The following is a 22,443-nucleotide window of genomic DNA, read 5'->3' as shown; positions in this document are numbered from 1 at the left end:
TTATGATTTTGTTAATTTTATTTCGCTTTGGTTAACCGTGGGATGAACGTCAGCACGATGGACAACGTCGCCAGCGTAAGGATTACGCTACCGTATACATACGTGGTGTCGATCAACCCCAACTGCTGCGTCAGATAGCCAGCGATGATGGCGGGCACGCTGTTGGCCAAATAGCTTTCGATGTAGAACACGGCGGTGAGGCCCGCGCGTTCATGTGGTTTTGCCAGCGGAAGTACGCTGCGTAACGCACCGAGGAATGCCATGCCAAACCCCAGCCCGGTAATACATGCCCCTGCCAGCAACCAACCGGTGCTGGTGCGATGGACCGCGAACAGCATCAGCGTCATGCCGATGATCAGGCTGAGTGCGCCCGCGCGCAGCGTTGGTGTTGCGGCAGTGCGGCGTGCCAGCAGAATCGCCACGGCACCGCTTAGCGTCAGGGCTGCGACGGATATGCCGCTTAGCCAGGGGGAAACCGTCGGCGTATTTTGCGCCAGCAACGAGGGCATCAGCGAGAGATAGAAACCGCCCACCATCCACACCGCAACGTTGCCCGGCATCACACGCCAAAAAGCCGTTCTGGCCTGCGGTGGTACGGCAACACTAGGACGCAGGCTGGCCCAGGCTCCGTTGCGGCGCAGGCCGGTTTCCGGCGTACACGCCAGACCTGCCAACAGCAGCACAAAGACGCCGAGCAGCAGCAGATAGCCGCTGTGGAGCGGTGCGAGTTGATACGCCAGCAGGGCGCAGCTCAACATCGCACCGGCGGCCATACCGGTCAATGGCGCAATGCTGTTGACCAGCGATCCGCGTTCGGGATGCACATCCAGCAGAGCGGCACCCACCGCAGCGGTTGCCAGTCCGGTTGCAAAACCCTGCACGATGCGTGCAACGACAAGCCCATAAGGATGCGATGCAAAGAGAAAACAGAGCATGGCGGCGATATTAAGCAGTAGCGCTGCGGCAATCACTGGACGTCGTCCCACGTGGTCGGAAAGCCGGCCAGCGACCAACAGGGCACACAGCAGGGCAAAGGCATAGGCGGCGAAGATGACAGTAAGCAGCGTCGCGGAAAATCCCCAATCGTGCTGATACAGCCGATAGAGCGGCGTCGGCACGCTGGAGGCTGCCATAAAGGCTATCAGCGTGAGGCTATGTAATGCGAGTGTGAGTGCATCGCGCCGGGGTGTGGTGCGTATCACGGTATTGCTGATAACCGTCATGGTGTGTCCTGTGGTATAAAAGCTAAGATTATGCGTTAACAACGCTACAGCGATTTCGCCACTAAAGCAAATATTCTGCTTTAGTGGCGTCGGTAAACGTTTTTGTTCGACCAGGGAGTATCAGATGGCGATCACACAAGGTGTGCGGCCGGGGGGGCGCAGTGCGCGAGTACAGGCGGCGATTCACCGGGCGGTACGCGAATTGGAACAGGAAATGGGGCGCCAGGCGCTCACCATTCCCGCCATTGCGGCACGCGCGGGGGTAACGCCGTCTACGCTCTATCGGCGTTGGGGAGATCTACCCCAGTTGCTGGCCGATGTGGCGGTGGAAAAGTTGCGTCCAGATGCCGAGCCGCAGGACACCGGCTCTTTCACCGGCGATCTTGAGATCTGGCTGAATACCTATATCGAAGAGATGGCCTCAGCGCCGGGCCGTGCAATGCTGCGCGATGTGTTGGGCACGCCGGGGCATGAAAGCTCGGGCAAATGTGCCGGTTTCACCGCACAGCAGTTGGAGGTGATTCGTGAGCGTGCACTGGCGCGACAGGAAGCGCCTGCCAGTGCGCAACAGATCATTGAGCGCATTATTGCCCCCCTAATGTACCGCATTTTATTCACCTGTGAGACGCCTACGCCGCAGGATATCCAGCGATTGTTGACGGCGCTAGCTACGCCGTCGGAACAGGTGTAGCCCTGTACGAGACCGGGCGTTGTCTCCCGATAATGCCTGGTGACATGTGGTTATCACACTCTCCACCATGGCAAGGTTGGTCGCATAGCTAAAGCGCTGCTTAACTTTGCCACTCTTTGTATTTTACCCGTCGCGGTAATTCAGGGTTAATAGCACCAGATGTCGAAAAACATCGGTTTCTTTACTTTGTGCCGGTAGGGGGTTTGCGCTGATAAAGGTGAACGCTCTGAAATCACTCCGCTTCCTGATGAGGTGAACCATGACGGGCTATCGTTGTTGTTGCGACTCCTGCATTTATTTTCCGGTTGAGCATGGAATAATTGATGGAGTACGCAATGAGTACCATAAACAGACTACCTCTCCTTGATTTATCACATCTGCACGGCAACCCCGAGCAGCGGCGGGCGTTTTTAACCTCGCTCAATGAAGCCGCCCGCGATGTCGGTTTCTTTTATCTTACTCACCACGGTATTCCCGAAACGCTACAGCAGCAGTTGCAGCAGCAGGCGCACGCTTTCTTTGCCTTGCCTGATGCTGAAAAACAGCGCGTAGCCATGATCCATTCTCCCCATTTTCGCGGTTACAACCGTGCCGGGGCTGAATTGACGCGCAACCAGCCCGACTGGCGTGAGCAGTTTGACATTGGCGCTGAACGTGCCGCTCTGCAATTGACACCACAGGATCCGCGCTGGTGGCAGTTACAAGGCCCCAATTTGTGGCCGGAAGCGCAGCCTGCACTGAAAACCACGCTGCTGGCCTGGCAACAAGCGATGACCGCCATGGCCCAGCAACTGCTGCGTGCTTTTGCTGAGGCGCTGGCGTTAGCGCCACACACCTTTGATGCGCTGTACGGTGAAAAGCCTAACGAACATATCAAGCTGATTCGTTATCCGGGGCAATCGGCGCAGGGCAATCAACAAGGCGTGGGCGCGCACAAGGATTCAGGTTTCCTGAGCTTCCTGTTGCAGGATGAACAGGCTGGTTTACAGGTTGAGGTGGCACCCGATCGCTGGATTGATGCGCCGCCGCTGCCGGGCTCCTTTGTCGTGAATATCGGTGAACTGCTGGAATTGGCGACTAATGGCTATTTGCGTGCCACGGTGCACCGTGTGGTCTCACCGCCTGCCGGGCAGGAGCGACTCTCCATCGCCTTTTTCCTCGGTGCACAGTTGGATGCAGTGGTGCCCGTCTATCAACTGCCTGCACAGGTGGCGCGTCTGGCGCAGGGGCCTACCAGCGATCCGCACAATCCCTTGTTGCGTGATGTGGGCTGGAACTACCTGAAAGGGCGACTGCGCTCGCACCCTGATGTTGCCCAGCGTTATTACGCCGATGTGGTAGCGAAAGCGGAACACGCCGCTTACTGACGCTTTTCTGTCTCTGTCCTTGCGGCAGGCATCAATCCAAATACTTAAAACGAAACGATAAAAGGAAGCCAATATGAATAAGCGTGTCGTATTTTTTGTCAGCAGTGTTGCATTGGCCGTTAGCGTGACCTTCTCTGCCTCCGCATCGCAAGCGCTGCGCGTGGCTGCCGACCCCGTGCCCCACAGTGAGATCCTGGCGCAGGTGCAGAAAATTGATCCACAGAACGCCTTGAAAGTGATCGAACTGACCAGCGGTGTAAACGCCAACGAGCTGCTGGCGCATGGTGATGTGGATGCCAACTATTTCCAACACGTGCCCTACCTGCGCGATCAGGAAAAAGCGTTGGGGAAACAGTTTGTGGTCGCCGCGACCGTGCACGTGGAGCCGCTGGGCATCTACTCACGTAAGCACAAAAGCTTTAGCGAGGTGCCGGAAGGCGGCACGGTGGCTGTGCCAAACAATGTCACCAACCTCAGTCGCGCGCTGTACTTATTACAGAGCCAGGGGCTGGTGAAACTGAAACCGGGCTACAGCGATCCAGCCAAAGATCAGGCAACGCCCAAAGATATCGCGGAAAACCCGAAGAAACTGAAGATCAAAGAAGTGGAGGCAGCGCAGATCCCGCGCTCGTTGGATGATGTCGATCTGGCGGTGATCAACGGCAATTATGCGTTGGAAGCGGGGTTGGTTCCGGCCAAAGATGCGCTGGGGTTAGAACGCGCAGAGCATAACCCGTATGCCAACATATTGGTGACAACGCCCGCCCTGCAAAACGATCCGCGCATTAAAAAGCTGGCCGCCGATCTGGAATCCAAGGCGGTCGCTGATTTTATTACGCAGCGCTATAACGGTTCGGTGATCCCGGTGGCGAGCCAGCAGCCATGATCGCCATTGAACACGTGGGAAAACGTTACCCAGGGTGCGATCGTCCGGCATTGGATGACGTCTCGCTGACGATCCCCGAGGGTTCTGTTTATGGCATTTTGGGGCGCAGCGGTGCGGGCAAAAGCTCGCTACTGCGCTGTCTTAACCTGCTGGAACGGCCCTCATCGGGCCGGATTGTGGTAGATGGCAAAGAGATTACGTCACTCTCTTCACGGGCGCTGCGCCAGCACCGACTGCGCACCAGCATGATTTTTCAGCACTTCAACTTACTGCATGCGCGTAATGTGCAGGACAATGTCGCTGTTCCGCTTGAGATAGCCGGGGTTGCGCGTCACGAGCGCGAAGCGCGAGTCAGCGCGTTGCTGGAATGGGTAGGGCTCAGTGACAAAGCGCGCGCCTTTCCCTCGCAGTTATCCGGTGGGCAGCAACAGCGTGTCGGTATTGCGCGTGCGTTGGCGGCAAAGCCGAGCTATTTGCTGTGCGATGAGGCGACCAGCGCGCTCGATCCAGAAACCACGGCATCGGTGTTGGCGCTGCTGGCAGATATCAACCGTCAGTTGGGTGTGACGATCGTGTTGATCACGCACGAACTGGCGGTGGTAAAAGCCATTTGCGATCATGCGGCGCTGATGGAGCAAGGCCAGATCGTGGAAAGCGGGGCGCTGTCGACGCTGCTTGCAACGCCTGATTCCCAACTGCGCAGAGCGTTGTTGCCCGATTATGCGGCAGAGCAGGCGTTCCTTCGCCGTCACGGCGTCATTGAGGGGAGTACTTTATGCAAGGTCGCCTGAGCTGGGATGAGTTTATTGCGCTGATGTGGAATGCCACGTTAGAGACGGGGTATATGGTGGGGCTGGCAGCGTTGTTTACCGTGCTGATTGGCCTGCCGTTGGGCGTGGTGTTGTTTATCACGCGATCTGACGGGGTTGCGCCCTTGCCCTGGCTAAACCGGGCGCTGGGCGCGGTGATCAACGTTGGCCGATCGTTACCATTTGTGGTGTTGTTGATTGCGCTGATTCCGTTGACCCGCCTGATCGTGGGCACCACGCTGGGAAGTACGGCGGCGATCGTACCGATCACCATCGGGGCTTTTCCCTTTTTTGCCCGCGTAGTGGAGAATGCGTTGGATGAGGTTGAGCGCGGGCGTATCGAGGCGATCCAGTCAATGGGCGGATCGCTCTGGCACGTGATCGGCAAAGTGTTGCTGCCAGAAGCGTTGCCAACGATCCTGGCCGGCGTGACGTTAACGGTGGTGTTGTTGATCGGATTCTCTTCCATGGCGGGCGTGATCGGTGGCGGTGGGTTGGGCGATCTGGCGATCCGCTACGGCTATCAGCGTTTTAACGATCAAGTGATGGCGGGCACGGTGGTGGTTCTGGTGATTTTAGTTCAGGGCGTACAATCGGTCGGCGATCGGCTGGTTCGTGCGTTGGCTCATCGACGATGATCCGATCGTTAGTGTGGCGAAAGATCGATTCTGTGATTATATTTTAGGCGTTCGATCGCAGATGAAAGATAAATTGCTTGTGCTCCGAGACTAACCAGTCCACAATTGCGTCCCGCTCGCGTAGTAGGTTATTTTTTGTGCAGTGTATTTTCGAGCGTCAACGTGTTTACTCCTCTCTTTTGCGTTTCATGTAATATAAAATCTCATAATTTTCTTAACAGACTTATCCACAGGCTTCGCATTGCTTGCGTAAAATGATCCCTGACAAGATTGTCAAAATTATATTTATATCTTACTGATATTTATTGATAAAAATAACTTATTAAAATGTTAAGGCGATCACTTGCACTTTCTTCACGGATTGATTGGCAAGGAATTTTATTTTTATGCACAGGGCGGGCCAGGATGATATGACCGGTGGAAAACACCTCAGGCATCGCGCGGTAATCCTTTTTCAATAGCACGAATAAGCCGTTTTTTCTGCGGCAACTGCACGTCGATAGCCTGAGCGGCACGGCGTGCCAATTGCTGCTCAATGGCCCAGTGAATATGCTCATCGATCAACGCGCTCTGCCCGAGTCGCGCTTGTAAGGCTAACACAACATTTTCCTCATAGGGGGCATTCCCCAGCGCCACGGCGATGTTGCGCAACCAGCGCTCGTGGCCGATGCGGCGGATGGCTGAACCTTCCGTGATACGCAGAAATTTTGCTTCATCCCACTGAAACAGGTCCAGCAGCGCAGGCGTATGCAGCGCGGCGCGCGGGCTGAAATCATCTTCATCGGTGAGCTGAGAAAAACGGTTCCAGGGGCAGATCAGTTGGCAATCATCACAGCCGTAAATACGGTTGCCCATCAACGGACGAAAAGCTTCGGGAATGACCCCTTCCAGCTCAATGGTCAGGTAGGAGATGCAGCGCCTGGCATCCACAGTGTAAGGTGCAACGATGGCCCCGGTCGGACAGGTTGTCATGCAGGCGACACAGCGCCCGCACTGTTCTTCCAGCGGTTGATCGACCGGTAACGGCAGGTCGATAAGCAGTTCCCCGAGGAAAAACCAGGAGCCCGCTTCCCGATTGAGGATCAGCGAGTGTTTGCCCACCCAACCTAACCCAGCCTTGGCCGCCAGCGGGCGCTCCATAATCGGTGCGGAATCGACGAAAGGGCGGAATTGCAGGCTGCCGCAATGTTCCTGTATCCGGTCACCCAACTTTTTCAGCCGCTGGCGCAACAGTTTGTGGTAATCACGCCCCAGCGCGTAACGGCTGACGTAACCGAGCGTCGGGTTATTCAGGGTTTTTGCGAAAGCCGCTTTAGCGGGCAGATAGTTCATGCGTACGCTAATAACGCGCAGCGTGCCGGGCAACAGTTCATGCGGGCGCGCGCGCAGCATACCGTGACGCGCCATCCACGCCATTTCACCGTGATATTGCTTATCCAGCCACGCCTGGAGCCGTGGTTCTTCATGGGAAAGATCGGTATCGCAGATCCCTACCTGCTGAAAGCCCAACTCGAGTCCCCACCGTTTGATGTGTTGGGCGAGTTGGTTAAGGTCGTAGGGATAAGTCATGAGGAACCATTTGGGAGAGATAAACGTCCTTATTTTATCACATCGTCTGACGGACGTCTGCGCGCGGAGGACATCTGTGCCATGCAACATTTACCCGAGAGGTTTCTGGCAGCCGGTTTCAGACCTTGCTAAGTTGAGACATAAAGATAACCATGCGTTATCCGTTTTATCTACAAGCGCTTATATTGCCCGGGAGGAACCCATGCCCCATACCCTACCTGCTTATCAGCGAAGGCTACCAGACCGCGTTTATTCACCCGACTGGCTGCGTCGTGCAGAGCCTGACGCCGCGCAGCAAACGGGAACCACGCTCTATGCGTTGATGCAACGTGCCGGAGAGGCGGCTTACCAACATGCCCGTCGCTGCTACCCGAATGCGCGCCGTTGGCTGGTATTGTGCGGACAGGGTAACAACGGCGGCGATGGCTATGTGGTGGCTACGCTTGCGCGCGCCGCAGGGGTTGAAACCACCGTGGTCGCATGTAAGGCTGCGCACCCTCTGCCAGAGGAGGCGCAGTGCGCTTACGCGGCATGGCAGGCGCTGGGGGATGTGGCATTGGCTCCTGATTCCCCCTGGCCTGACGGAATCGATTTGATTATCGACGGCCTGCTGGGGACTGGGTTATCCTCCGCGCCACGTGCCCCGTATGAGGCGCTGATCGCACGCGCTAATGCCCACGCTGCGCCGGTGCTGGCGCTGGATATTCCCTCAGGGCTGAATGCGCAAACCGGTGCCTGTGCAGGAGAAGCGATCGTCGCTGCCTGTACCGTCACCTTTATTGCGCTCAAACCGGGACTGCTGACGGGTAGGGCGCGCGCTTGTGTCGGCGCGTTACATTATGCGGATTTGGCGCTTTCAGGCTGGTTGCAGCAGCATCCGGCGCCGATGCGGCGTTTATCCCGTGAGCATTTACCGGGCTGGCTGACGCCGCGTTCGCCACTGGCGCACAAAGGCGATCATGGCCGATTGCTGCTGGTGGGGGGCAATGCCGGCATGGGGGGCGCTATCGCGATGGCGGGAGAAGCCGCATTGCGCAGTGGTGCAGGGTTGGTGCGAGTACTCACTCACACCCAATACTCAGCGGCGTTACTGATGGTGCGCCCGGAATTGATGGTGCAAGCGCTGAGTGATGCCACCCTTCGTGAAGGGCTTGACTGGGCTGACGTGGTGGTGATTGGTCCGGGACTGGGGCAGGATGGTTGGGCGAAAAGCGCACTGCGCGCCGTGGAAAATTGTAACAAACCCATGCTGTGGGATGCGGATGCGCTAAACCTGCTGGCAATGAGCCCTTTTAAACGTCAAAATCGTATTTTAACCCCACATCCGGGGGAAGCAGCCCGCCTGCTGAATTGCCGAGTGGCTGAGATTGAAAGTGATCGCTTACTTGCTGCCCAGAAACTGGTACAACGCTATGGCGGCACGGTCGTGCTAAAAGGGGCGGGTACCGTGATTGCCGATGAGTCTGATGCACTGGCGCTGGTTGATGTCGGCAATCCTGGCATGGCGAGTGGCGGTATGGGCGACGTGTTGTCTGGTATTATTGGCGCATTGCTTGGCCAAAAATTGTCACGCTATGCGGCGGCTTGCGCAGGCTGTGTGGTGCACGGTGCGGCGGCCGACGCGTTGGCCGAACAGCGCGGCACGCGAGGGATGTTGGCAACCGACCTGATGCCAGTATTGTCCCGCTATGTTAATCCTGAGTGGATACCCTTAGAAAAGACAGAATGAAAAAAGTAGATTTTCCGCTGCCCGATGAGGCAGCTACCATCGCATTAGGGGCATCGTTGGCGCAGGCCTGCGACAGCGCATGCAGTATTTATCTTTTTGGCGATCTGGGTGCCGGTAAAACCACGTTCAGCCGCGGCTTCCTTCAGGCGCGTGGTCATCAGGGTAACGTGAAAAGCCCCACGTATACGCTGGTGGAACCCTACGCGCTGTCACCGCTGGCGGTGTATCATTTTGACCTGTACCGTCTGGCCGATCCTGAAGAGCTGGAGTTTATGGGGATCCGCGACTACGTGACGCAGGATGCTATCTGCCTGATTGAGTGGCCACAGCAGGGAGAAGGTATTCTCCCCAGTGCCGATCTTGAAGTGCATCTGAACTATGAAACGCAAGGGCGGCATGCGCAGTTGATTGCCCTATCGGCGCTGGGTGAACGTATTCTGGCGCAGATATCTCCTCTGCCGGAGAGTGAAACGCCATGATGAAACGCGTGCTCGCTCTGGTGATGTGGGCTGGGCTGCTGCTGGCCAGTACGGGTTGGGCCGCCAACCTCTCTGATATCAAGGTGGAAAACGGCGATAATCAGGCGACGGTCAGCCTGAATTTCAGCGGACAGCCGATCTATGCTTTTTTCCCGCTAAACAACCCGGATCGGGTGGTGATCGACATCCGGCAGACGGGGGTGGTTCAAGGGCTGCCGCTGGAGTTCAGCGGGCAAAACATTATCAAACGTATTCGTACCAGTCAGGCGAAGGATGCACAGAGCCTGCGACTGGTACTGGATTTGACCCAACCGGCCAAAACGCGCGCCTCGACACAGAAGGCCGGCGCGGGGTTTAACGTGGTGTTTACCGTTGCCGGGCAGCAGAAAGCGAAGCTAACAAAAGCGCCCTCAGCGGCTCCCGTTACGCGCGAAACCCGTAACACGGCACCGGTTGAATCGGGTGGCAATCCGTTTAACAACAAATCTACCGTGGTGGTGAACAGCAATGCCTCAGCGCGCGCAGCAACGCCGCGCTCTGGTGGTGCCAGCGAACCGGTGGTCGTTGCCATTGATGCCGGACACGGTGGGCAGGATCCCGGTGCGATTGGACCTTCTGGCTTGCGTGAGAAAAACGTGACGCTGGCGATTGGGCGTAAATTGCACACTTTGCTCAATAGCGATCCTAATTTTAAAGGCGTGATGACGCGTGACGGTGATTACTTTATCTCTGTCATGGGGCGCTCCGATGTGGCACGTAAGCAAGGTGCCAACCTGCTGGTTTCCATTCATGCGGATGCCGCACCAAACCGCGGGGCTTCTGGTGCTTCCGTATGGGTGCTGTCAAATCGGCGTGCCAACAGTGAAATGGCCAACTGGCTGGAACAGCACGAGAAGCAGTCGGAACTGTTGGGTGGCGCAGGGGATCTGCTGGCAAACAACAGTGCCGATCCTTACCTGAGCCAGGCGGTGCTGGATTTGCAGTTTGGTCACTCTCAGCGCGTCGGTTATGACGTGGCGGTCAAAGTGTTGCAGGAAATGCAGCGCGTCGGGTCGTTGCACAAACGCCGCCCGGAACACGCCAGTCTGGGCGTGCTGCGATCGCCGGATATTCCCTCGTTGCTGGTGGAAACGGGTTTTATCAGCAACCTGACCGAAGAGCGTCTGCTGGGAAGCAGCGATTATCAGGATAAAATCGCCACGGCGATCTACCGGGGGTTGCGCAGCTATTTCCAGGCGCATCCAGTACAATCCGTCCCAAAGCAGGAAAACCGACCGGTCGTACAGCCGGTCAACCGTAAGGCTGCAACGCCCATAACTTCGGCATCCAGTAGTGCAGCGACCACGCACCATACGGTGGCGCGCGGTGAGTCGCTTTCCGGTATTGCGGCGCGTTATGGCGTCAGTATGGCGGCGTTGCGCAGTGAGAATAATCTGAAAAAAGACAGCGTCTGGGTGGGGCAGAAATTGCGTATTCCTGCGGGGGCCCGCACATCGACAGCCTCGGCCCCGGTACCGCGTACCGCCGTTCCGGTCAAACATAAAGTGGTAAAAGGAGATAGCCTGAGTGCCATTGCCATGCGATATGGTGTAAGTATGAAGGAGATCCAACGTGCCAATGACATGACGTCCGGCACGGTACAACTTGGGCAGACGCTGATTATCCCGTCAGCCTGATGCCGTTCGCGACGCGCGTGCGTCAATAACAGAGGAACTCGCATGCCGATTCAGGTTTTGCCTCCCCAACTGGCTAACCAGATTGCCGCCGGAGAAGTGGTGGAACGCCCCGCTTCCGTGGTGAAGGAACTGGTGGAGAACAGTCTCGATGCCGGGGCGACCCGAATTGATATCGATATCGATCGCGGCGGAGCAAAACGTATTCGGATTCGTGATAACGGTACAGGCATCGGAAAAGACGATCTGGCCTTAGCGCTGGCGCGCCATGCAACCAGCAAAATTGCCACGCTGGACGATCTCGAAGCGATCATCAGCCTGGGTTTTCGCGGCGAGGCGCTGGCGAGTATCAGTTCCGTTTCACGCTTAATGCTGACGTCCCGCACGGCGGAGCAGAATGAAGCGTGGCAGGCCTATGCGGAAGGCCGTGATATGGCGGTGACGGTAAAACCGGCGGCGCATCCTGTCGGCACCACGCTGGAAGTGCTCGATCTGTTTTACAACACTCCCGCGCGGCGCAAATTCATGCGCACAGAAAAGACAGAATTCGCGCATATAGATGAAGTAGTACGCCGCATCGCGCTGGCGCGCTTCGATGTGGCGATAACCCTTAACCATAATGGTAAAACCATCCGCCAATACCGCGCCGCGCCGGATGCCTCACAGCATGAACGTCGCGTTGGCAGCATTTGCGGGCCGCTGTTTTTGCAACATGCGCTGCGTATTTCGTGGCAGCACGGCGATTTGTCCATCCACGGCTGGGTGGTCGATCCTGAGGGTGCAAAGCAACTAACCGACATGCAGTATTGCTACGTCAATCAACGCATGATGCGCGATCGACTGATTAATCACGCTATCCGTCAGGCTTACCAAGACAGTTTGCACGGTGAGCAGCAGCCTGCCTACCTGCTGTTTCTTGACGTGGATCCGCATCAGGTTGATGTCAACGTGCACCCGGCGAAGCACGAAGTGCGTTTCCATGAGTCGCGCTTGGTGCACGATTTTATCTATCAAGCGGTGGTGAGCGTATTACAGCAGGCGTCTGAACTGCCGTTGACGGCCGTGGCCTCCGATGTGGCAGGCGAAGCCATCGCGTGGCAGCCGGAAAATCGCGTCGCCGCAGGGGAAAACCAGTTTGCGCAGCCCGCACGTCTGGTGGAGCATGCGCCCCCGAAAGCGGCAGAGGTTCCGGCACGCCAGATGCAGGAGCGTGCCCCTGCCTATCAGCCACGCGCTTCTCAACCGCAAGGACGGGGCCCTATGCCCCTCGCTGGCGCACCCTACCAGAAAAAACAGGGTGAGCTTTACCAGACTTTATTGAAACCTGCATCTGCAGTGGAGGCGGTTCAAGAACCCAGCGGCACCGCCGTGCCCGTGTCTGTGCCGGATGTTGAACCGGTCAGCGTGACGCAAGGTTTTGGCCGCCTGTTAACCGTGTTTCCGCCCAGTTTTGCGTTGGTAGAGTATCAGCACGGGTTGGCGATAGTGTCACTGACGTACGCTGAGCGTTACCTTAAGCGCGCGCAGCTGTTGCCGCCGGAACAAGGGTTACGTCCTCAGCCATTATTGATTCCACAACGTTTGACCGTGGAAAAAAATGAACGCGAAGCGCTGCTTCATCATCAGGCACTATTGGCGCAGTTTGGCATTGATATCGCGCTGGAGTCCCAGAGAGCGCTACTGCGCGCTGTACCTTTACCATTACGCCAACAAAATTTACAAAACTTGATCTCTGAACTGTTAGGCTATCTTGCGCTGCAACCTGCGTGCACGCCTGAGCAACTGGCGACCTGGTTGTCGGAACAACTGCACAGTGACCACGAGCGTTGGAGCCAGGCGCAGGCGATACAACTGTTGACGGAAATAGAGCGGCTTTGTCCGGAACTGCCGAAACAGCCGCCCGCGTCGCTGTTGCAGCGGGTTAGCGTGGAAGATGCCATTAAGGCTTTGAAAGTATGACTGAATTATCGAGCGCAACCCTTCCCCCCGCGATTTTTATCATGGGGCCGACAGCGTCAGGAAAAACCGCGCTGGCGATGGCGTTGCGACAATCGTTGCCCGTTGAGTTGATTAGTGTGGACTCCGCCCTTATCTATAAAGGCATGGATATTGGCAGCGCCAAACCCAGCGCTGAAGAGTTGGCTCAGGCCCCACACCGTCTGATTGATATTCTCGATCCGACGCAGGCGTATTCCGCCGCGGATTTCCGCCGCGATGCGTTGCGGGAGATGGCGGACATTACCGCCGCCGGGCGTATTCCCCTGTTAGTCGGGGGAACCATGCTGTACTTCAAGGCGCTGCTGGAGGGGTTGTCACCGTTGCCGTCAGCCGACATGGCCGTGCGTCAGCGCATCGAAGCGCAGGCGCGTGAGCAAGGGTGGGAAGCGCTTCACCGCCAATTGTGTGAGATTGATCCCGTTGCAGCGGCTCGGATTCATCCAAATGATCCGCAGAGACTGTGCCGGGCACTGGAAGTTTTTTTCGTTTCAGGTAACACTTTAACAGAGCTGACAAAAACAGCGGGTGAGGCGCTGCCTTACCGTGTGCATCAGTTTGCCATTGCACCGGTGACGCGCGAACTGTTGCACGAGCGCATTGCGCTGCGTTTTCAGCAGATGCTGACGGCAGGATTTGAGATGGAAGTCCGTTCGCTCTTTGCCCGGGGCGATTTACATCAGGATTTGCCGTCTGTTCGTTGCGTTGGTTATCGCCAGATGTGGTCATATTTATCCGGCGAGTGTGATTACGATGAGATGGTGTTCCGAGGTATTTGTGCGACACGTCAGTTGGCGAAACGTCAAATGACCTGGCTGCGCGGTTGGGACGGCGTTCATTGGTTGGACAGTGAAAAACCGCAGGATGCGTTTGAACGTGTGATGGCGGTGGTACAGGCACCTTGATGTGCGGGTTTATTATACGCGCATAGTTAGTGCATAGGGTGGCCGATTGTGTACAATTGGCGAGTCTCAGCGCACAATTTTTTTACATCATTATTTTAGAGCCTTGGGGTTCTTTGTTACAAACAACAAGCAAATAAGGAAAATATAGAATGGCTAAGGGGCAATCTTTGCAAGACCCGTTCCTGAACGCGCTGCGTCGCGAACGTGTTCCGGTTTCTATTTATTTGGTGAATGGTATCAAGTTGCAGGGCCAGATCGAGTCTTTCGATCAGTTCGTTATCTTGTTGAAAAACACGGTTAGCCAGATGGTGTATAAGCACGCTATCTCCACCGTGGTGCCGTCACGTCCGGTTTCTCATCACAGCAATAACCCTGGCACCAGCAACTACCATGGTGGTTCGTCTGCAAATCAGCAGTCGTCGGCGCAGGAAAGTGATGACGCGGAATAACGCGTATTGCGCTTTCACCCCGGTGGGGAGCTTGTACACATCGCTAACGCTTTCCACCAGGGTGTTTTTCGTTTGTTTGAGAGGTCGCACGTTTGTTTGACCGTTATGAAGCCGGTGAACGGGCCGTATTGGTTCATATTTATTTTTCGCAAGACCGAGATACGGACGATTTGCTGGAGTTTGAATCTCTGGTTTCCTCCGCCGGTATCGAGTCATTGCAGGTGATCACCGGTAGCCGCAAGGCACCGCACTCCAAATATTTTGTGGGTGAAGGAAAGGCAGAAGAAATTGCACAGGCGGTGAAAGCCACCGATGCCTTTGTTGTGCTGTTCAATCATGCGCTGACGCCAGCTCAGGAGCGTAACCTTGAGCGTTTGTGCGAATGCCGTGTTATCGACAGAACCGGATTGATTCTGGATATTTTTGCCCAGCGTGCGCGTACTCACGAGGGGAAATTGCAGGTTGAACTGGCGCAGTTGCGTCACCTTGCCACACGTCTGGTAAGGGGATGGACGCACCTTGAGCGTCAGAAAGGGGGGATTGGCCTGCGTGGGCCGGGTGAAACCCAGCTCGAAACCGACCGTCGCTTGTTGCGTAACCGTATCAGCCAGATCCTCTCTCGCCTTGAGCGTGTGGAGAAGCAGCGTGAACAAGGGCGCCGTGCCAGAACGCGTGCGGATGTACCTACGGTTGCGCTGGTGGGCTACACCAACGCCGGAAAATCCACCCTGTTTAACGAAATGACAGCGGCAGGCGTTTATGCTGCCGATCAGCTGTTTGCCACACTGGACCCGACGCTGCGACGCATTAATGTTGTGGATGTCGGGGATACGGTGTTGGCCGACACGGTAGGGTTTATTCGTCACTTGCCGCACGATTTAGTGGCGGCGTTTAAAGCGACATTACAGGAAACGCGTCAGGCATCGTTGCTATTGCACTTAGTGGACGCTGCCGATCCTCGTATTGATGAGAATATCGCAGCGGTAAACGAGGTGCTGGCGGAAATCGAGGCTGATGAGATTCCTGTGCTGCTCGTGATGAACAAAATCGACATGCTGGACGGTTTCGTTCCGCGTATCGATCGCAACGAAGAGAATGTGCCGGTCAGGGTATGGCTTTCTGCCCAGACGGGTGACGGGATTTCGTTGTTATTTCAGGCATTGACGGAGCGGCTATCAGGGGACATCGCACATTATTCTCTGAGCCTTCCTCCGCAGGCAGGACGCCTTCGTAGTCGTTTTTACCAGCTTCAGGCAATAGAAAAAGAATGGATTGAGGAAGACGGTCGCATAGGACTTATCGTGCGTATGCCGATGGTGGACTGGCGTCGTCTTTGCAAACAAGAGCAAGAACTCGCGGATTATGTGGTTTTAGACTGATATGTCGGTCGATCTCGGCATTGCTCTGCGGACTCTGGGATATTGAACCTGAAGAACACCAATCATAAAAGAATGGAGCTAAAACATGGCGTGGAATCAGCCCGGTAATAACGGACAGGACCGCGACCCGTGGGGGAGCAGCAATAATCAAGGCGGCAACTCTGGCGGAAACAATAATAAAGGCGGCCGGGATCAAGGTCCTCCCGATCTGGATGATATCTTCCGCAAGCTGAGCAAAAAGCTGGGCGAACTGGGCGGAAGCAAGAATTCAGGCAACGGCGGCGGCACCTCTGGCAGCGGCCTGGGTGGTCGGGTCGTGGGCATCGTCGCGGTAGCGGCTGTGGTGATTTGGGCCGCGAGCGGCTTTTACACCATCCGAGAAGCCGAGCGCGGCGTCGTGACTCGCTTTGGCAAGTTCAGTCACCTGGTAGGGCCGGGCCTGAACTGGAAACCGACATTTATCGACTCGGTTCGTGCGGTAAACGTGGAATCTGTGCGTGAATTGGCGACCTCAGGCGTGATGTTGACGTCGGATGAAAACGTGGTGCGCGTGGAGATGAACGTTCAGTACCGTGTTACGGAGCCTGAGCGCTATCTGTTTAGCGTGACCAATGCCGACGACAGCCTGCGTCAGGCGACCGACAGTGCCCTGCGCGGTGTTATCGGTAAATACACCATGGACAAAATCCTCACTGAGGGACGTTCCATCGTGCGTACTGACACGCAACGTGTATTGGAAGAGACCATTCGTCCGTACAACATGGGGTTAACCCTGTTGGACGTTAACTTCCAGGCGGCGCGTCCGCCAGAGGAAGTGAAAGCGGCGTTTGATGACGCTATCGCGGCACGTGAGAACGAACAGCAATACATTCGTGAAGCCGAAGCCTATGCCAACGAAGTGCAGCCGCGTGCAAACGGTCAGGCACAGCGTGTGCTGGAAGAGGCGCGCGCTTATCGCGCTCGTATCACGCTGGAAGCGCAAGGTGAAGTGGCGCGTTTCGCTAAGATTCTGCCGGAATACAAAGCCGCGCCAGAAATTACCCGCGAACGTCTCTATATCGAAAGCATGGAGCGTGTACTGGGACATACCCGGAAAGTGTTGGTTAATGACAAAGGCAATAGCCTGATGGTGCTGCCGTTGGATCAACTGATGCGCGGTCAGACAGGCAATACCAGCGGTAACGCGACCAGTAACACCACGGCTGCACCGATGCGTTTGCCCTCTGCACCGAACAACACCGGAGCAACCACCGGACAAACCCGTACCAGCACGGGTGGAACCGTCATGGACCAGCGCCGTGCAAACGCGCAGCGTGATTTTGGGAGAGAATAATAATGCGTAAGCCTATCGTTTTTATCCTCGTCCTGGTGCTGATGGCGTTGTATGCCTCAGTGTTTGTGGTGCAGGAAGGCCAGCGCGGCATTGTGATGCGCTTCGGCAAAGTATTGCGCGATGATGAGAACAAGCCTGTTATCTACGTACCAGGTTTGCAGTTTAAAGTACCGTTTATTGATACCGTGAAGATGCTGGATGCGCGCATTCAGACCATGGAAAACCAGGCCGATCGCTTCATCACCTCGGAGCAGAAAGACCTGATCGTGGACTCTTACATCAAGTGGCGTATCAGTGATTTTAGCCGTTACTACCTGGCAACGGGGGGTGGTGATATTTCTCAGGCAGAAGTGCTGCTCAAACGTAAGTTCAGTGACCGCTTGCGTTCTGAAATTGGCCGTTTGGACGTGCGCGGTATTGTTACCGATTCCCGCGGCCGATTGATGTTGGACGTGCGTGATGCGCTGAACACCGGTACCGGTGAAACCACCGAAGCGGATAGCGCCATTGCCTCTGCTGCCGCACGCGTGGAGCAAGAGACCAAGGGTGCGCAGCCGCACATTAACCCGAACAGTATGGCGGCGCTCGGTATCGAAGTGATCGATGTGCGTATCAAGCAGATCAACCTGCCGACGGAAGTGTCGGATGCGATCTTCGCCCGTATGCGTGCAGAACGTGAAGCGGTTGCTCGTCGTCACCGTTCTCAAGGTCAGGAGCAGGCGGAAAAACTGAAAGCGGCGGCAGATTATTTGGTGACGCGCACCTTGGCTGAAGCGGAACGTGAAGCACTGATCATGCGTGGTGAAGGGGATGCGGAAGCCGCCAAGCTGTTTGCCAACGCGTTTAGCGAAGATCCGAACTTCTATGCCTTTATCCGTAGTCTGCGTGCCTATGAAGCCAGCTTCAACGACAATCAGGACGTGATGGTGTTGAGCCCGGATAGCGATTTCTTCCGCTATATGCGTTCGCCAGCGACGTCGCTCGCACGCTAAGTAGTCTCACCGTTTTCACCAAAAGCCCGTATGGTTATACGGGCTTTTTTAATGGCAAAATTTTCCATTGGAGTGAGTATGAGTATCACCATTTGGCTGGCACTGGGCCTGGTCTTGATTGTTGAAGGGTTGGGGCCGCTGCTGTTTCCCCGGATTTGGCGGCGCATGATCCTGGCGATGGCGCAGCAGCCTGACACAATTTTACGCCGTTTTGGCGGTGGATTAGTGGTTGCCGGCATCGTGATCTACTACATGTTGCGTCATCGCGCGGGAAGCTGAATGGCATCAAAAAATGTGCGCAAACGTGTGCTAAAAGTACTGAAAGCATCCAAGTAGGATGATAGAATCCATTTTTAAGCAACCTGGTGATTCTTGAAATGGGTAAGAACGTCGTCGTACTGGGCACCCAATGGGGTGACGAAGGTAAAGGCAAGGTCGTTGACCTGCTGACTGAACGGGCTAAGTATGTTGTGCGCTACCAGGGTGGTCACAATGCTGGTCACACTCTGGTTATCAACGGTGAAAAAACCGTCCTCCACTTAATCCCCTCTGGCATCCTGCGTGAAAACGTGGTTAGCATCATCGGCAACGGTGTTGTGCTGGCACCTGATGCGTTGATGAAAGAGATGACCGCATTGGAAGCGCGCGGTGTTCCGGTACGCGAACGTCTGCTGCTTTCTGAAGCGTGTCCGCTGATTCTTCCTTATCACGTCGCGTTGGATAACGCGCGCGAAAAAGCACGTGGCGAGAAAGCTATCGGCACCACCGGTCGTGGTATCGGCCCGGCGTATGAAGATAAAGTGGCACGTCGTGGTTTGCGTGTGGGCGATCTGTTCGATAAGCAGACGTTTGCCGCCAAACTGAAAGAGATCGTCGAGTACCACAACTTCCAATTGGTTAACTATTACAAAGTGGAAGCCGTGGACTACCAGAAAGTGCTGGATGATGTGCTGGCGATTGCCGACATTCTCACCGCCATGGTGGTTGATGTTTCCGATCTGCTGTTCAAAGCGCATCAGCGCGGCGATCTGGTGATGTTCGAGGGCGCGCAAGGCACGCTGCTGGATATCGACCACGGTACCTATCCGTACGTGACCTCCTCTAACACCACGGCGGGTGGCGTTGCTACCGGTTCTGGTCTGGGGCCGCGTTACGTGGATTACGTGCTGGGTATCGTCAAAGCTTACTCTACCCGCGTGGGCGCTGGTCCGTTCCCTACCGAACTGTTTGATGATGTTGGCGAACACCTGTCGCAGAAAGGTAACGAGTTTGGTGCAACCACAGGCCGTCGTCGCCGTACTGGTTGGCTGGATGCGGTTGCCGTGCGCCGTGCCGTACAGATCAACTCCCTGTCCGGTTTCTGCATGACCAAACTGGACGTGCTGGACGGACTGAAAGAAGTGAAGATCTGCATTGGCTATCGTATGCCGAACGGCGACGAAGTGGATGTGACGCCGCTGGCGGCTGAAGGTTGGGAAGGCATCGAGCCTATCTATGAAACCCTGCCAGGCTGGACGGAAAGCACCTTCGGTGTGCAAGATCACAGCAAACTGCCGCAGGCTGCGCTGGACTACATCAAGCGCGTGGAAGAAGTCACCGGCGTGCCGGTGGATATTATCTCCACCGGTCCTGACCGTAGCGAAACCATGATCCTGCGCGATCCGTTTGATGCGTAATGCGTAAACCGCACTAAGCGCATAAACGAAAAAAGGACGGGAAACCGTCCTTTTTTGTCTTTTCGTTTTGCTTTACAACGTAGTGCTTTCATCCTGCGCAGATGCTGCTTTCTTCTCCAACGCCGTCAATAAGGCGTTGTGAATATTCCCGAACCCACCGTTACTCATCACCAGAATATGGTCACCCGGCTGAGCGGTTTTGGCGATCATCTCGACCAACGTGTCGATGTCCGCGCTCCAGTGTGCTGGCTGTACACAGGCATCAGCTACTTCCACCACCTGCCACGGAATGTGCTGCGGTTGGAACAGAAACACCTCATCTGCGCGGCCTAATGACGGGGCCAGCTCATTCTTGATAACGCCCATTTTCATGGTGTTTGAGCGCGGTTCCAGCACGGCCAGAATGCGTGCCGTTCCACCCACTTTGCTGCGTAAGGCCGCCAGCGTGGCAAGAATTGCCGTCGGATGGTGCGCAAAATCGTCGTAGACGCTGATATTATTGACGGTGCCGCGCAGTTCAAGGCGGCGGCGGGCGTTGATAAATCCGCCCAGCGCACGGCAGGCTTCGGCAGCGGGTACGCCGACATGGCGCGCCGCCGCGATGGCCATCAGGGCGTTATGCATGTTGTGCTCGCCCACCAGCTTCCAGCGTACTTCCCCGACCAACTCATCGTTCAGATAAACCTGAAATTCGCTGGCATCGGTCGTGACTTTTTTCGCTTTCCAGACACCGTCATCGCCCACCAGTTCCTGCTCGCTCCAACAGCCCATACCCATCACCTGTTTAAGGTGTAAGTCACTGCCTGGAAGGATGATTTTACCGGTTCCCGGCACCAGGCGAACCAGATGATGGAACTGTTTCTGAATGGCTTTCAGATCGTCAAAAATATCGGCATGATCGAATTCGAGGTTGTTCAGGATCAGCGTGCGCGGTGCGTAGTGCACGAATTTTGAACGTTTGTCGAAGAACGCACAGTCATATTCGTCGGCTTCCACTACCATAAAGGTGCCACCGCCCAAGCGGGCTGAAACGGTGAAATTGCCGGGAACCCCGCCGATGACGAAGCCGGGCTGGTAGCCGCAGGCTTCAAGAATCCAGGTTACCATCCCGGCGGTGGTGGTTTTACCGTGTGTGCCCGCAACGGCAATCACCCAGCGTTCACGCAGAACGGCGTCATGCAGCCACTGTGGTCCGGAGACGTAGGGAATGCTTTTTTCCAGTACTGCCTCAACGCAAGGGTTACCGCGACTCATGGCGTTGCCAATAATCACCAGGTCTGGCGCGGGGTCTAACTGTGCCGGGTCATATCCCTGAATAAGGCTGATGCCTTGTTCTTCCAGCAACGTGCTCATCGGAGGATAAACGTTGGCATCCGAACCGGTGACCTCATGTCCCAGTGAACGCGCGAGCAGTGCTAAACCGCCCATAAAGGTGCCGCAGATGCCCAAAATATGAATACGCATATATTTTCCATCAGTTCCTGAAAGTCTTCGCGTATTCTAGCGCCTGGATTACGCATAAGAAATGGATTTGACTAGGTGCGGCTTTCTGTTTGGGCTACACTGCATGCGCAAACATGAGCGGTGAAAACTGAAACCGCTTTTCATTCGTAGATTCTGGAATAGTGTTATGAAAACGTTAGGCGAATTTATCGTCGAAAAACAGCACGATTTCTCTCACGCAACCGGTGAACTGACCGCGCTGTTGTCCGCACTCAAACTGGGCGCCAAAATTATTCACCGTGATATCAACAAAGCTGGTTTGGTTGATATCCTGGGAACCAGCGGCGTGTCGAACGTTCAGGGCGAAGTGCAGATGAAGCTGGATCTGTATGCCAATGAAAAACTGAAAGCGGCACTGAAAGCGCGTGGTGAAGTGGCGGGGATTGCCTCCGAAGAAGAAGATGAGATCGTCGTTTTTGAAGGCGACCGCGGTCTAAACGCCAAATATGTGGTGTTAATGGATCCGCTGGATGGGTCTTCCAACATTGATGTTAACGTATCTGTTGGTACCATCTTCTCCATTTACCGTCGTATTACCCCGTTGGGTACGCCGGTCACGGAAGCCGATTTCCTGCAACCGGGTAACAAGCAGGTTGCGGCAGGGTATATCGTGTACGGCTCCTCGACCATGCTGGTGTACACCACCGGTCACGGCGTGCATGCCTTTACCTACGATCCTTCTCTGGGCGTTTTCTGTCTGTCGCACGAGCGTGTGCATTTCCCGGAAAAAGGGAACATGTACTCGATTAACGAAGGGAACTACATCAAATTCCCGCAGGGCGTGAAGAAATACATCAAGTATTGTCAGGAACAGGATGAAGCAACGCAGCGTCCTTATACCTCGCGCTATATCGGCTCACTGGTGGCGGATTTTCACCGTAACCTGCTAAAAGGCGGCATCTACTTGTATCCGAGCACCGCAAGCTATCCGAAAGGAAAACTGCGCTTGCTGTACGAATGCAACCCGATGGCATTCCTGGCTGAACAGGCAGGCGGTAAAGCCAGCGATGGCGCACGCCGTATTCTTGATATTGAGCCAGAGAAATTGCACCAGCGCTGCCCATTCTTTGTCGGCACCGAATCCATGGTGAACGACGTGGAACGTTTCATTGCTGAGTTCCCGGACGAATAGCGACGGTTTGCACGA

20 protein-coding genes are annotated in these 22,443 nt (G+C 55.7%); 17 read left to right on the top strand and 3 right to left on the bottom strand.

Features of this window, described 5'->3' with window-relative positions; translation table 11 throughout:
* Nucleotides 1-17 precede the first annotated feature (17 nt).
* Entirely contained in the window at nucleotides 18-1,223 is a 1,206-nt protein-coding gene (locus tag J5224_RS02385) for an MFS transporter (protein WP_264623828.1), read from the bottom strand.
* Nucleotides 1,224-1,347: 124 nt separating this feature from the next.
* Between J5224_RS02385 and J5224_RS02380 the strand changes: the two genes are divergently transcribed.
* The 5 genes from J5224_RS02380 to J5224_RS02360 all read left to right on the top strand — a co-directional run bounded on the left by J5224_RS02380 (nucleotide 1,348) and on the right by J5224_RS02360 (nucleotide 5,614).
* Nucleotides 1,348-1,914, top strand: a complete 567-nt coding sequence (locus J5224_RS02380) for a TetR/AcrR family transcriptional regulator (RefSeq protein WP_264623827.1) — start codon at nucleotides 1,348-1,350, stop codon at nucleotides 1,912-1,914.
* A gap of 335 nt (nucleotides 1,915-2,249) precedes the next feature.
* Nucleotides 2,250-3,281, top strand: coding sequence for an isopenicillin N synthase family dioxygenase (locus tag J5224_RS02375; protein ID WP_264623826.1), 1,032 nt, complete (start codon nucleotides 2,250-2,252; stop codon nucleotides 3,279-3,281).
* Nucleotides 3,282-3,354: 73 nt separating this feature from the next.
* Nucleotides 3,355-4,167 (top strand): MetQ/NlpA family ABC transporter substrate-binding protein, encoded by an 813-nt coding sequence (locus J5224_RS02370; protein WP_264623825.1) that lies wholly within the window; start codon nucleotides 3,355-3,357, stop codon nucleotides 4,165-4,167.
* On the top strand, nucleotides 4,164-4,958 hold the full coding sequence (locus J5224_RS02365) for a methionine ABC transporter ATP-binding protein (protein ID WP_264623824.1): 795 nt from the start codon (nucleotides 4,164-4,166) through the stop codon (nucleotides 4,956-4,958). Before J5224_RS02370 ends, J5224_RS02365 begins: the two co-directional genes overlap by 4 nt.
* Nucleotides 4,943-5,614, top strand: a complete 672-nt coding sequence (locus J5224_RS02360; RefSeq protein ID WP_264623823.1) for a methionine ABC transporter permease — start codon at nucleotides 4,943-4,945, stop codon at nucleotides 5,612-5,614. Before J5224_RS02365 ends, J5224_RS02360 begins: the two co-directional genes overlap by 16 nt.
* A gap of 429 nt (nucleotides 5,615-6,043) precedes the next feature.
* Here J5224_RS02360 and queG read toward each other — a convergent pair whose 3' ends face one another.
* Nucleotides 6,044-7,183 (bottom strand): tRNA epoxyqueuosine(34) reductase QueG, encoded by a 1,140-nt coding sequence (queG, locus tag J5224_RS02355; RefSeq protein ID WP_264623822.1) that lies wholly within the window; start codon nucleotides 7,181-7,183, stop codon nucleotides 6,044-6,046.
* Between the two features lie 202 nt (nucleotides 7,184-7,385).
* Here queG and nnr point away from each other — a divergent pair, with 202 nt between their 5' ends.
* From nnr to J5224_RS02300, 11 genes are all read left to right on the top strand, one after another.
* A complete protein-coding gene (gene nnr / locus J5224_RS02350; protein ID WP_264623821.1) occupies nucleotides 7,386-8,912 on the top strand; it encodes a bifunctional ADP-dependent NAD(P)H-hydrate dehydratase/NAD(P)H-hydrate epimerase in 1,527 nt (508 codons plus the stop codon).
* A complete protein-coding gene (tsaE, locus tag J5224_RS02345) occupies nucleotides 8,909-9,391 on the top strand; it encodes a tRNA (adenosine(37)-N6)-threonylcarbamoyltransferase complex ATPase subunit type 1 TsaE (protein WP_264623820.1) in 483 nt (160 codons plus the stop codon). Before nnr ends, tsaE begins: the two co-directional genes overlap by 4 nt.
* Complete coding sequence (gene amiB / locus J5224_RS02340; protein ID WP_264623819.1) at nucleotides 9,388-11,067, top strand: N-acetylmuramoyl-L-alanine amidase AmiB; 1,680 nt, start codon at nucleotides 9,388-9,390, stop codon at nucleotides 11,065-11,067. The genes tsaE and amiB overlap by 4 nt, the downstream gene beginning before the upstream one ends.
* Before the next feature lie 42 nt (nucleotides 11,068-11,109).
* Nucleotides 11,110-13,023: a DNA mismatch repair endonuclease MutL gene (mutL, locus tag J5224_RS02335; protein ID WP_264623818.1), complete on the top strand. Its 1,914-nt coding sequence runs from the start codon at nucleotides 11,110-11,112 to the stop codon at nucleotides 13,021-13,023.
* Nucleotides 13,020-13,964: a tRNA (adenosine(37)-N6)-dimethylallyltransferase MiaA gene (gene miaA, locus J5224_RS02330; protein WP_264623817.1), complete on the top strand. Its 945-nt coding sequence runs from the start codon at nucleotides 13,020-13,022 to the stop codon at nucleotides 13,962-13,964. Before mutL ends, miaA begins: the two co-directional genes overlap by 4 nt.
* Before the next feature lie 149 nt (nucleotides 13,965-14,113).
* Nucleotides 14,114-14,413, top strand: a complete 300-nt coding sequence (hfq, locus tag J5224_RS02325) for an RNA chaperone Hfq (RefSeq protein WP_252321358.1) — start codon at nucleotides 14,114-14,116, stop codon at nucleotides 14,411-14,413.
* A gap of 92 nt (nucleotides 14,414-14,505) precedes the next feature.
* The gene (hflX, locus tag J5224_RS02320; RefSeq protein WP_264623816.1) at nucleotides 14,506-15,792 is read left to right on the top strand and encodes a ribosome rescue GTPase HflX; all 1,287 of its coding nucleotides are present in this window, start codon (nucleotides 14,506-14,508) and stop codon (nucleotides 15,790-15,792) included.
* A gap of 85 nt (nucleotides 15,793-15,877) precedes the next feature.
* Nucleotides 15,878-17,125, top strand: a complete 1,248-nt coding sequence (hflK, locus tag J5224_RS02315) for an FtsH protease activity modulator HflK (protein WP_264623815.1) — start codon at nucleotides 15,878-15,880, stop codon at nucleotides 17,123-17,125.
* Nucleotides 17,126-17,127: 2 nt separating this feature from the next.
* Nucleotides 17,128-18,117 (top strand): protease modulator HflC, encoded by a 990-nt coding sequence (hflC, locus tag J5224_RS02310; RefSeq protein ID WP_264623814.1) that lies wholly within the window; start codon nucleotides 17,128-17,130, stop codon nucleotides 18,115-18,117.
* A 78-nt stretch (nucleotides 18,118-18,195) separates the two neighbouring features.
* Entirely contained in the window at nucleotides 18,196-18,396 is a 201-nt protein-coding gene (locus J5224_RS02305; RefSeq protein ID WP_264623813.1) for a DUF2065 domain-containing protein, read from the top strand.
* A 98-nt stretch (nucleotides 18,397-18,494) separates the two neighbouring features.
* Nucleotides 18,495-19,793, top strand: a complete 1,299-nt coding sequence (locus tag J5224_RS02300; RefSeq protein ID WP_264623812.1) for an adenylosuccinate synthase — start codon at nucleotides 18,495-18,497, stop codon at nucleotides 19,791-19,793.
* A gap of 72 nt (nucleotides 19,794-19,865) precedes the next feature.
* On the opposite strand, the gene mpl is transcribed toward J5224_RS02300, so the two are convergent.
* Nucleotides 19,866-21,257 (bottom strand): UDP-N-acetylmuramate:L-alanyl-gamma-D-glutamyl-meso-diaminopimelate ligase, encoded by a 1,392-nt coding sequence (gene mpl, locus J5224_RS02295; protein WP_264623811.1) that lies wholly within the window; start codon nucleotides 21,255-21,257, stop codon nucleotides 19,866-19,868.
* 166 nt (nucleotides 21,258-21,423) lie between these two features.
* Here mpl and fbp point away from each other — a divergent pair, with 166 nt between their 5' ends.
* A complete protein-coding gene (gene fbp, locus J5224_RS02290) occupies nucleotides 21,424-22,428 on the top strand; it encodes a class 1 fructose-bisphosphatase (protein WP_264623810.1) in 1,005 nt (334 codons plus the stop codon).
* The last annotated feature ends 15 nt before the right edge of the window (nucleotides 22,429-22,443 follow it).

It is taken from the genome of Candidatus Symbiopectobacterium sp. NZEC135, assembly GCF_025962695.1.
The sequence above is the reverse complement of the archived record's forward strand: the minus strand, read 5'-3'. Positions and strand labels throughout refer to the sequence as shown.

Excerpts from the sequence above, each read along its gene's own strand:
- J5224_RS02305 (WP_264623813.1), top strand. The coding sequence starts at position 18,196 with ATGAGTATCACCATTTGGCTGGCACTGGGCCTGGTCTTGATTGTTGAA.
- J5224_RS02300 (WP_264623812.1), top strand. The coding sequence starts at position 18,495 with ATGGGTAAGAACGTCGTCGTACTGGGCACCCAATGGGGTGACGAAGGT.
- fbp (WP_264623810.1), top strand. The coding sequence starts at position 21,424 with ATGAAAACGTTAGGCGAATTTATCGTCGAAAAACAGCACGATTTCTCT.
- hflK (WP_264623815.1), top strand. The coding sequence starts at position 15,878 with ATGGCGTGGAATCAGCCCGGTAATAACGGACAGGACCGCGACCCGTGG.
- queG (WP_264623822.1), bottom strand. The coding sequence starts at position 7,183 with ATGACTTATCCCTACGACCTTAACCAACTCGCCCAACACATCAAACGG.
- miaA (WP_264623817.1), top strand. The coding sequence starts at position 13,020 with ATGACTGAATTATCGAGCGCAACCCTTCCCCCCGCGATTTTTATCATG.
- J5224_RS02385 (WP_264623828.1), bottom strand. The coding sequence starts at position 1,223 with ATGACGGTTATCAGCAATACCGTGATACGCACCACACCCCGGCGCGAT.
- hflC (WP_264623814.1), top strand. The coding sequence starts at position 17,128 with ATGCGTAAGCCTATCGTTTTTATCCTCGTCCTGGTGCTGATGGCGTTG.
- nnr (WP_264623821.1), top strand. The coding sequence starts at position 7,386 with ATGCCCCATACCCTACCTGCTTATCAGCGAAGGCTACCAGACCGCGTT.
- J5224_RS02380 (WP_264623827.1), top strand. The coding sequence starts at position 1,348 with ATGGCGATCACACAAGGTGTGCGGCCGGGGGGGCGCAGTGCGCGAGTA.
- mutL (WP_264623818.1), top strand. The coding sequence starts at position 11,110 with ATGCCGATTCAGGTTTTGCCTCCCCAACTGGCTAACCAGATTGCCGCC.
- mpl (WP_264623811.1), bottom strand. The coding sequence starts at position 21,257 with ATGCGTATTCATATTTTGGGCATCTGCGGCACCTTTATGGGCGGTTTA.
- tsaE (WP_264623820.1), top strand. The coding sequence starts at position 8,909 with ATGAAAAAAGTAGATTTTCCGCTGCCCGATGAGGCAGCTACCATCGCA.
- J5224_RS02365 (WP_264623824.1), top strand. The coding sequence starts at position 4,164 with ATGATCGCCATTGAACACGTGGGAAAACGTTACCCAGGGTGCGATCGT.
- amiB (WP_264623819.1), top strand. The coding sequence starts at position 9,388 with ATGATGAAACGCGTGCTCGCTCTGGTGATGTGGGCTGGGCTGCTGCTG.
- J5224_RS02375 (WP_264623826.1), top strand. The coding sequence starts at position 2,250 with ATGAGTACCATAAACAGACTACCTCTCCTTGATTTATCACATCTGCAC.
- hfq (WP_252321358.1), top strand. The coding sequence starts at position 14,114 with ATGGCTAAGGGGCAATCTTTGCAAGACCCGTTCCTGAACGCGCTGCGT.
- J5224_RS02360 (WP_264623823.1), top strand. The coding sequence starts at position 4,943 with ATGCAAGGTCGCCTGAGCTGGGATGAGTTTATTGCGCTGATGTGGAAT.
- J5224_RS02370 (WP_264623825.1), top strand. The coding sequence starts at position 3,355 with ATGAATAAGCGTGTCGTATTTTTTGTCAGCAGTGTTGCATTGGCCGTT.